Consider the following 10,279-nt stretch of genomic DNA (forward strand, 5'->3'; position numbering starts at 1 on the left):
CAATTAATGTTTTAGTTTTCATTGAGATGGCGGGCTACTTTATCTTTTGTATACTCTGGCAGCAGCTGTTCAAAAGCCAATATTTAAAAGTGTTTTATGGTAAACCCTATCAAATTTAATGCGATAACTTTCGAACAGCCGGTAATAAGCAGCAATGTCTTTTTATGTTGGAATTATGTCTCACTGAAACTTTTAAATACATGGACTATAAAGCTAAAACTAGCTGCTGGTTTACGAACATCCCCTGTGTACTACAAATTGAAATACTGCTTTATGGTTAGTCTAAAAAATGTCACTGGAGGAGAGTACGAATAAAATGCTGCCGAAGCGTGAAATTATTTTGAAAAAATTAAAAAATTATTAGTTTACACCGTTTTGCTGCAATATGGGTTAAGTCAAAATAAATAATTGTACATTTTTGACATAAAAAAAGAGACTGCCTTTTTTAGGCAGTCCCTTAAAATCAATTTGTAAATCTTAGTATCCAGGATTTTGTTTTAAAAATCCCACCAGGTTAGAAGCTGCATCTATTGCAGTTACCGGAATTGGAAAAACTCTTTTATTTTTATCCGTATTGGTTTTTTCTGTCCACGCATCTTCATATTTTCCAAAACGAACCATGTCTGAACGGCGCATCATTTCCCAATAAAACTCAAAGCCCCTTTCACGAAATAAAAGATCTAATGAAATGGCAGGAAGTAGGTTAGGTTGAACTGTATAAGCTGTTCTTGAAGTTCTAACTGTATTTACATCTGTTAATGCTCCGGCGGCATCAGCAGTACTTTTGCGTAGTTTAGCTTCGGCACGCATCAAATAAATATCACTAAGCCGGATGATTGAAATATCTGCTTCACCAAAATTTCTGCCACTAACAGACTCACGGCTAAATTCATATTTCTCTACTCTGAAACCTGTTGAATAATTACTACCCGCAACAGAAAAATCTATGAACTTCGAAAAATTAACCGGAAGGGTAGGGTTGCTACGGCTTTTATTAAATAATGGTCCAACTTTATAACCACCGCTTACGCATTTTTCAAAAACTCCATTAGTGCGTATTAAGCCATATTGCTGGCCACGTAAAATACCTCTGTCTATATTAAAGTCTGTAACGCAACTATCTCCCGGGTTTGTGTCCATAGATACATTTTGTTTAAAAAACCGGGGATCTCCTGTTGCAGGGTCTCCTGGGTTTCCAGCTAACCAGCTATCATAGAAAGTTGGTGTAATTGCTGGTCCATCTGTACCATTTGCCGACGGAAATGCAGTTAGCGGATATTGATCGCCGGATAAGGAGAAATAAGCCAAACGATTATGCCCATTCAAATTGGCACGCTGATCAACCACAAATATTAATTCTTTATTAGTATGGTTATCATTGCCAAAAATGGCAAAATAATCAGGGGATAAAGCGTATTGGCCAGCAGCAATAATTTTATCACAATAAGTAATTACATCGCTCATATCCGCATCATTAAATTGATAAGCTGTTGCGTAAATATCGCGGTAAACGGCGGCGTTCAGTTGAAGCTTTGCAATTAATCCCCAAACTGCAGTTTGTGTAAGTCTTCCAGGGCCGGTAGTGCTGCTTACCAATGGTTCAACAGCTAATAATTCACTTTTAATATAAGCTACTGCATCTGCACCGCGAACGATCTTTGATATATCATCCCCATTTTCTTTTACAAAAACAATCCCGAATAAATCCAGGCAAAGCAAATTATAAAAAGCCTTCATGCCTCTTGCTTCAGCAGAGTAGATAGCTGCATTAGGTGACTTGTTTAATTTTAAAGAATTAATAGCCGTAACACATCGTGAAATTTCTTGGGTTAGTAAATTCCAGGTATCCCTTATATTGGGATCTGTACTGGTAGTTTCGTGTTTGTGTAATGAAAGATATATTCCATTATCGCCCCAATCAGTACCGCCCCGATAAGGTAATATTGCTTCATCTGTAGATATTTCCTGCAAAGCAAAAAGAGTAGTGTGCCTGAATATATCGGGCAGGCGTGCATATACAGGAGCTATTAACCCATCAGCAATTTGTATGTCGGAGAGGCCTGTAGTTGGTGATTCATCCAGAACCTGTTCTTTTAATTTGGAGCAACTGTAATTAGTAATAATAATTGCTGTTAACAGCAATACGTTTATAATATTTTTTTTCATGTTATTATTTTTTAGAATGATACATTTAAACCAAGAATAAAAGACCTTGCTTTAGGATAACTTAAGTAATCGATACCATAAGAAGAGATACCATTAATGGTTTGATCTGAATTTACTTCAGGATCATAACCATTATATTTTGTAATTATAAATAAATTCTGACCTGTTAGTGAAAGACGTAAGGCAGATATCCATTTATTTATGTGCAGGTTGCTTGTATTAAATGTATACCCCAGGGAAAGATTGTTAAGTCTTAAATAAGCCCCGCTTTTAAGATAGCGTGTACTAACCGGAGCTGGGTTGCTCATTGATTCCTCTGGACTCGCTATTGCCTCCGGGGTAGTATTGAGCCCTTTTACAAGGTGTGCTTTATAAAAGTTACTGTTTGCAGTATTGTCGTATATTTTATTGCCAGATACGCCGTTAAAATTAACGATAACATCAAATCCTTTATAACCCATAGTTCCATAAAAATTATAGGTTAAATTTGGAAGTGCAGTACCTGCAGTTATCCTGTCTTTGTCAGTAATAATACCATCTCCGTCTACATCTCTGAATTGGTTGATACCATTGGCATCAAAACCTATAAAATCAAGCAGGTAAAAAGTGCCGATCGGGTGATTGTTGATATAACCATTAATAGTAGCCGAAGTAAGACCAGATCCACTTGCACTACCGGAAGCAATCACAGAATAAGGGGAATGCGTTACATTATTTTTTATAATGGTAGCATTACCACCGATTGAATAACTAACGCCGGTTCTGGAAGTAACTTTATATTCGATATCGGCTTCAATACCTTTATTATTTATTTGCATATCTTTTACATTTGTCCAGGTAGTACTTGCTGGTTGTATCGGATCTGCTGGGGGAACCTCTAATAAAATATTACTTGAAGTTTTATTGAACACATCAATTGAGCCGTTTAATTTTCCTCCTAAAAAACCAAAATCAAGGCCTACATTGGTTTGTGAAGATACTTCCCACTGTATATTAGGGTTTGCCAATCTATTAAAAATAGTTCCTGCAGGATAAGGGCCTGTTGCAGATAACGGATAACTATTGGTAGAAGTAACAGAAGTAGTATAAAGGGCCTGGGTAATTTTAGACGGTATTTCCTGGTTGCCGGTCCGGCCCCAGCCTGCTCTTAATTTTAAATTACTAAAAATAGAATGATCCATAAAACTTTCTTCAGCTATTTTCCATCCTAAAGAAAATGAAGGAAATAGACCATATTTATTATTAGCACCAAATTTTGTTGATCCATCTGTTCTCATATTTACAGTAGCTAAATACCTGTTTTTATACTGGTAATTAACCCTGCCGAAAAATGATTGCAATTCATTGATTATTGCGTATCCTCCCGGGGCATTATTGGTCAGGGTTAAATCCTGGCCAAGCCCAGGATTGTATTGTGGTTGTACCGGAGAAACAGCGAATTTATTGATGCTGTAATTTCTTCCCTGTAAAAATATTTTTTGATATGAATGACCTGCTAAAGCTGAGAAATTATGATCACCTTTCATAAAGCTATACGTAAGATAATTTTCAATCAGTGAATTACGGTTTGTAGTGTAATATGTATCGAGCCTTCCAAGAATTAATGGAATCAGGTTCGGTAAAGCCTGGATATCCCTGGTGCCGGTGGAATTATCAATACCATAATTTATTTTGTATACCAACCCTTTTGCAATTTTTAAGGAAGCGGTTATGCTGCCAACAATCCTGTTTATTTTAGTAATATCCTGGTTAAGCGCTAATGCCTGCAATGGATTAGTAATTTCCGTGTATTGTGCAGGCTGGCCCAATAAATCATAAGCAGCATAGGTTGGATTATTTGAAATAGCACTTCCTATCATCGTTCCTATTGGAGGGCGATTATTAGTTGTACTGGTAGTAGAAAGATTAGCTTCTACAGTCAACCTGTCTTCTAAAAATTTTTGTGTAAGATTGAAACGGCCGTTGTACCGGTTAAAATCATTCAGCTTTAAAATACCTTGTTGTTGCTGCAATCCAAAAGAAGCATAGTAGGTAAGTTTATCTGCGCCGCCGCTTAAAGTAAGGTTGTAATTTTTCGTTTTTGCAGCCCGGGTAATTTCATTTTGCCAATCGGTGCTGCCACCTTTATCGTTTAAAATACCACCCGCCTCCACTACTTTAATTTTATACTGATCTGTTGAAAAAACAGGTAACTTTCCCGCTAAATTAGAGATGCCGTAGGAAGTACCCAAAGTAATATTTGCAACACCTGCTTTACCTTTTTTTGTTGTAATTAGTATAACCCCATTTGCCCCACGGGAACCATAAATGGCAGTAGCTGATGCGTCTTTTAAAACATCGATGGTTTCTATATCCTGTGGATTTAAAAAGTTTAATGGATTTCCTCCACCAGTGCTCGAATTATCCAAAGCAAGGCCATCTACAACAAACAAAGGCGTACTACCTGTTCGAACGCCACCGGGCCCACGAACTGTAATAGATAGAACTGCGCCGGGTTCGCCACTGGCAGAAGTAACATTTACACCAGCAACCTTACCTTGTAATAATTGTTCAGGAGAATTTATAATGCCCCTGTTAAAAGATTCGCTTTTTACAGATTTTACAGCACCGGTAACATCCCTTTTACGTTGTGTACCATAACCAACAACTACCTGCGAAAGCTCGGTGGAACTTGTTTTTAAAGCAACATTAATAACTGTTTTTCCATTTACTGCAATTTCCTGACTGGTATAGCCTACATAGGAAAATATAAGAACAGCGTTGTCATTTTCTACTTTTATAGAGTAGTTTCCTTTTGCATCCGATGTAGTGCTATTACTTCCCTGTACAAGAACCGTTGCGCCACTTAGTCCAATTCCAGTTCCATCATCAATAATTTTTCCTGTAATAATTTGAGCTGTAGGAAAATAATTATTTACTTTTTTACTATGGTTTGCTAAAACGCCCGATGGGCCTGCAAACGATAAGATCATAAAAATAATACCAGTAAACATACTGGAATTGCCATTTAGTTTTTTTCTCATTTTAATTGGTTGTTAATTGAACGGCAATATAAAGTCTTTATTTTCGTAACTTTTTATTTTGAATAGTGAATTTTTCATTATAAAATTGTTAACTATATTGTAACGATACACAAATATTTATAAGGTGCATGGCTACTTAATTTTTACTTGTATTAATTTTTTTTTACCTGCCTGTTTAGAAAATATTTTTTATTCTTCTAATTATTTTTGAAGCCGATTTTGTTCCTTATAATAACCGCATAATGATTCACCAGCTTAGTAAAAAAGTATTTTTTACATATATTATATTTAAATATTCGCGTTCAATTAAACGGTAATATGTTATGATGAACAATATTAAAAATAAAGAATTGCTATTGTTGACGCTCTGGCCATGAGATCTTAATTCATACAAGATTTTTGCAAATGAATAGAGCCGAATTTAAAAGGGTATGAACAGGATCAGCATCAACTTGTACGGTGTAGGAGAAGATATCAAATTCACATTAATTATGAGGGTTGAGGGTACTGAACAAGGATGCCTTAATAGACAGATTTATAAAAAGTAAGACGGGAAGTAAACGATTAATTTTTAAAATAAACCTTTTATGGACAGTGTAAAAAACAAAAATATTCTTTGATACAACGATATTTTGTTGATGCAGGCAGCAGCATACATTGAATTGGAACAACAAGCCAATGCATTGCTGTTAATTAATCAAATAAGAACAAGGACTACTTCAGGTACTGAAAGATTGAAATGAAAGAGGACCTATTTTCTTCCAATGATACTATTAACCTGAGTTCGGGATAAGAAAATGTGAAAAAGTAGTTAGTACAAAGAAGGAACGTGAAACGATTATCGCATTATAAGCATTTGAACATTAATTTAATAAGACAATTATGAGCCATCTGCTTTCCACAGATAAAGTTGCAGAAATTTTCGTAAAGGTTGACGATTTTTGTAATCATTTCGAAAATGAATTTTAAAATCATGCTTTACCGGCCAGTTATGCCTGCAAAAAACATAACTGTAAAGCTACCTTATGCCGATTCTGAAATCATTACCAGTCTAGTTGTTTTTCACGGAGGGCAGTTTAGAAACTTCAGGCACTTTCATCTTGGATATGTTTGTGTTCACCTGAGAGATTGTTTTTCCAATGTAGTTTCTTACAATCGTTTTATTGAGTTAAGCCACCGCAGTGCAGTACTATTTATTATGTTCTTACATTATTGCTGCAGAGGAGAATGTACTGGTATAAGTTTTATTGACTCTACCGTTTTGGGGATATGCCACAAACCATTTGTCAAAAAAAAATGAAGCAACAAAGCCTGAATTAATTGCTCAATTAAATCAGCCAAAATTGATTGCTGCTTAAACCGCACTCTGGTTATGATTATAGAAAAGGTGTTTTGCAATTTAAAAGTGAGGTAATCACCAAAGTAAAAGAAGCATTTGAAACGAAAGGATTTTTATTTCCTGCAGACATTCAGGAAATTAAATTGTATGATACGAAAGAACCTTGGCCGATAAATATTTTAAATATAAAATACGCAACGAAAAAGCTGGAATAAATTTATTACTGCCTTTGCGCACAATAAAATAAACTGTTTATGCATTTGCATTTTTAAATTCATACTTGTGCTGCGATTGCTTTTCCACGTACAATTTATTTACCAGCGTCATTATTATTGCAATCACCGGCGTAGCTAATAGTACACCCCAAAAGCCTCCGAGCAAACCCATAGATACCTGGCCGAAAATAATGAGCGCCGGCGGTATACTTACCATTTTTTGTTGAATGAGTGGTTGTGTGACACCGGTTTGAACTGCCTGGATAATTGTATATAAACAAAGTACAAGAATGGCTGTTGTTGTGCCTTGCATAAGGCCAATCAGGCCAGCAGGAATCAAAGCAATGATAGGTCCGAAGTTGGGAACAAAATTTAGTAAGCCTGCTATCAGGGCCAGCGTAAGAATCAGTGGCATGCCGATGGCCCACAAGCCAAGCCCGGTTAGCACAGCAATAAACAAAAATCCAAAAAGCTGCCCCTTGATCCAGTTTTTTAAAACATTATGTATTTCATCTAACAACTCAGCGCCTTGGTCCTTTGCTTTGGGTGGCAGCAAATGCACTATTCCTTTTTTGTAAGTAAAAGGGCTGGCTATAAAAAACATACCGAGAAGTAAGATGATATACACGTCGCTTAAAATACCAAAGCCCGAAGAAAAAAATTTCTTAGCTATTGCCATTGTTTTCTGTGAATTCCCTGAAGATTTCAGGTAGTCTAATACCCTGCTTCCAATGGGGCTTTTTTGCAGGTAGGCTTTGGCGTTAGCAATAGTTTTTGGCAAAGCATCCGTGAGGTCCGAAACTTGCTGCTGCAGCCTTGCCCCCACAAACCAGAAAAAAACGATAAGGAAAACTATATTGACCACAATGGAAAGAGCTAGGCTCCATGTGGCGGGAAGGTGCAGGCATTTTTTAAAAAAGCTTGCGCAGCCATGAAAGTAAATGGCAAATAAAACGCCGGCTAATGTAAGTAACAGTACACTGAATAACACTTTAAAGAGCAACAAAAAAATCACCAGTAAAGCGGCAATGCCCGCCGTTATCCATACTTTTTTCGAATAAGATAATTTGTCTTGAGGTTGTCCGGTGTTTATTTCAGGCATAAATATAATCGTGTTAAAATTTTTATCGTTTAGAAATAAAAGGAGGTATGCTGTCACTTCACTTACAAAGATTGTGCGTGTTATTGCCGTTAAGACAAAATAATTTCAGTATGCAAACTGCTTCTGATAAATGATAATTTCCTTCCCAAGAAATAAAAAAAAAGTATCAGCTTTAAGACTACAAAATTCCCGGAGGCATGATATTAAAGACTAACGTAATTGTTTAATAGTGCAGGAAGAAGATTTATTATGATGCAATATTACTTATCTCTTTAGACGCGTATTTATAAAGAGAGGTAATAATTACTCAACTTCCACCAAAGGATTGCCCACTAGTTTTTGGAAATAGCCGCCGGCAAGCTTTTTTTAAAACAAAGTATCGCCAAAGATGCTACATGGCAATAAAATTATTCATCGATTTGATATATAGCTAAATAACCCAACCGTTGCTCTTTTATTTGAACATGTTTCCTGATTATTTGTACGGCGAGCAAAGCGCCGAAGCCTTTTTTATATCTACATCATACAAACCGATTATTTGTTTGCCAGTTGATGATACTTGCTTTTAGAGGTAAAAAATAAATTACGGTAACAACTAAAAGACTTCTGCCCTTAAATGTTTATTGGCATGGTTATAGGAATTTGTTATTTTAATATTAAAAAAGTAAATTATGTCGAAAATCAAACCCCTCCTGGCGATTGCGATTTTATTGATAACTGCCATATCCTGCAACAATAAGCCTGAGGATAAGCAAATACAGGAAAATGTAACCAAAAAATTGCAGGATAATAAAAATTATGCAGGCGTTACCGCTAATGTAAAAGAGGGTACAGTTACGCTAGCCGGAACTTGCGAAGGTGACAACTGCGCTGTTGATATAGAGAATAACATTAAAGGTGTTGACGGCGTAAAAAAAGTAGAAAATAATATCATTAAGGACAATTCTATTGATATGACCATGAGAACATCTGTTCAATCAATTATTACAAAATATCCGGGTGTGCAGGCTGATGTAGCGGCCGGAGTAATCGTGCTCAGGGGAAATATAAACCGTGATAATCTCCAGTTTTTAATGAGTGATCTTAGTATTCTTTATCCTCAAAAAATAGGCAATCAACTTGTTGTAAAATAGCAAGTCATGCACTTTTTTTGTAAGCTATTAATCCGTTTTAATTACAGATCACGCTGATCCGAGCAGAGATTCCCGCAGGAAACGATCATCAAAATAAAATATGATGGAAAACAATGAGAAGCAAAATCAAACCAACGTTGAGCCGCTGATAAATGAGACGAAAGCAAACAAAGGCAATAAAAGGTATTTTAACGTTGTGGTAGATGAGATACCCTGTAAGGTAGAGTTTGACTCCTTCTTTTTCAATCACCAGCTGGGTTACTATATGAGTGTAAACGCCGGGCCTAAAGATGTTTTTGTGCGGGATACTGAAATGAAACTCTTTAGTTCTATTGATGACAATGCGGATGTAATACCTGTAGGGTTGGAAAAAGCAGTTAATGTGAAGCTTCAAACACAACATCTTAACTAAACAAATGCTAAACGAAGATTTATAACCAGTACTAACAGAAAGGTATAGCCGGTTATATTTTAAACGTAAAAACAGAAGCAATATTTCATTCGGCCTCTCAATGTTTTTCCCCTGTAGTATAAGTAACAACACTTACGCACTTATAAAAAAAATAAAAGATATTATGATGAAGGTTAAAACTTTTATTTTTTCAAAAGATTATAGTAAGAAAAATTATTTTGGTAACTTATTTATTTATTGCATTGATTTAAAAATATAGGTATGAATAATCGAATTCTCCAGGGCTTTATAGCCGGTTGTTTGGGTGCAATTATTTTAGCAGTCCTAATGTATATACTCAAAGGAGCAGGAATGGGCAATCCTGCTTTTGTTGGAATGTATGAAGGCAAGTTTGGTCCAAACCCTCCAGGAGGGCAAGTTGTGGCGGCATTGCTGTTTATAATCAGTGGTGGAATTTGGGGAATAGTGTATGCCCTGATGGTAAAAAACTCAACCATATTGAATGGATTTTTATTCGGGATTCTTCCGTCTCTTTGGCTGTTAGTAGTTGTGAACTACGCTTTAGGCAAACCATTGTTTAATGACTTTAAGCCAATGGGTATAATGATGCCGCTTATTTTCAACATGGTTGTATGGGGAAGTTTTATCGGTTGGTATATGAGCCGGAAAAGTAAAGTAGTTGTGTCTTTCTAAATTGATAGCCGTGTATGGTTGCATTTGCCAAAACCTTTTGGTGCAATGTTAATTATTAACTTAAATCAATTACTAAATGAAGTAAAAATTCTTTTATATCCTGTTTATTTTTTTTGCCTGAAACAAATCACCTGCCTTAGCACCTGTTACTCCTCAAACCTACTGGATAAATACAGGAACCCTTTCTGAGACCATC

7 protein-coding genes are annotated in these 10,279 nt (G+C 36.0%); 4 read left to right on the plus strand and 3 right to left on the minus strand.

The window, feature by feature from the left end:
• Positions 1-477 precede the first annotated feature (477 nt).
• Both H7254_RS15260 and H7254_RS15265 read right to left on the minus strand, forming a co-directional pair.
• A complete protein-coding gene (locus tag H7254_RS15260) occupies positions 478-2,166 on the minus strand; it encodes a RagB/SusD family nutrient uptake outer membrane protein (RefSeq protein WP_301933782.1) in 1,689 nt (562 codons plus the stop codon).
• An 11-nt stretch (positions 2,167-2,177) separates the two neighbouring features.
• Entirely contained in the window at positions 2,178-5,189 is a 3,012-nt protein-coding gene (locus H7254_RS15265) for a SusC/RagA family TonB-linked outer membrane protein (RefSeq protein WP_301933783.1), read from the minus strand.
• A 1,347-nt stretch (positions 5,190-6,536) separates the two neighbouring features.
• On the opposite strand from H7254_RS15265, the gene H7254_RS15270 reads away from it, so the two are divergent.
• Positions 6,537-6,743 carry a hypothetical protein gene (locus tag H7254_RS15270; protein WP_301933784.1) on the plus strand — a complete coding sequence of 69 codons (207 nt, stop codon included), beginning with the start codon at positions 6,537-6,539 and terminating at the stop codon, positions 6,741-6,743.
• 37 nt (positions 6,744-6,780) lie between these two features.
• On the opposite strand, the gene H7254_RS15275 is transcribed toward H7254_RS15270, so the two are convergent.
• Complete coding sequence (locus tag H7254_RS15275) at positions 6,781-7,845, minus strand: AI-2E family transporter (protein WP_301933785.1); 1,065 nt, start codon at positions 7,843-7,845, stop codon at positions 6,781-6,783.
• Positions 7,846-8,516: 671 nt separating this feature from the next.
• Here H7254_RS15275 and H7254_RS15280 point away from each other — a divergent pair.
• The 3 genes from H7254_RS15280 to H7254_RS15290 all read left to right on the plus strand — a co-directional run bounded on the left by H7254_RS15280 (position 8,517) and on the right by H7254_RS15290 (position 10,083).
• On the plus strand, positions 8,517-8,978 hold the full coding sequence (locus H7254_RS15280) for a BON domain-containing protein (RefSeq protein WP_301933786.1): 462 nt from the start codon (positions 8,517-8,519) through the stop codon (positions 8,976-8,978).
• Positions 8,979-9,078: 100 nt separating this feature from the next.
• Complete coding sequence (locus H7254_RS15285) at positions 9,079-9,390, plus strand: hypothetical protein (protein WP_301933788.1); 312 nt, start codon at positions 9,079-9,081, stop codon at positions 9,388-9,390.
• Positions 9,391-9,651: 261 nt separating this feature from the next.
• On the plus strand, positions 9,652-10,083 hold the full coding sequence (locus tag H7254_RS15290; RefSeq protein ID WP_301933789.1) for a hypothetical protein: 432 nt from the start codon (positions 9,652-9,654) through the stop codon (positions 10,081-10,083).
• Positions 10,084-10,279: the final 196 nt, after the last annotated feature.

The sequence above is a fragment of the Ferruginibacter sp. genome (genome assembly GCF_014377975.1).
Lineage (GTDB): Bacteria > Bacteroidota > Bacteroidia > Chitinophagales > Chitinophagaceae > Ferruginibacter.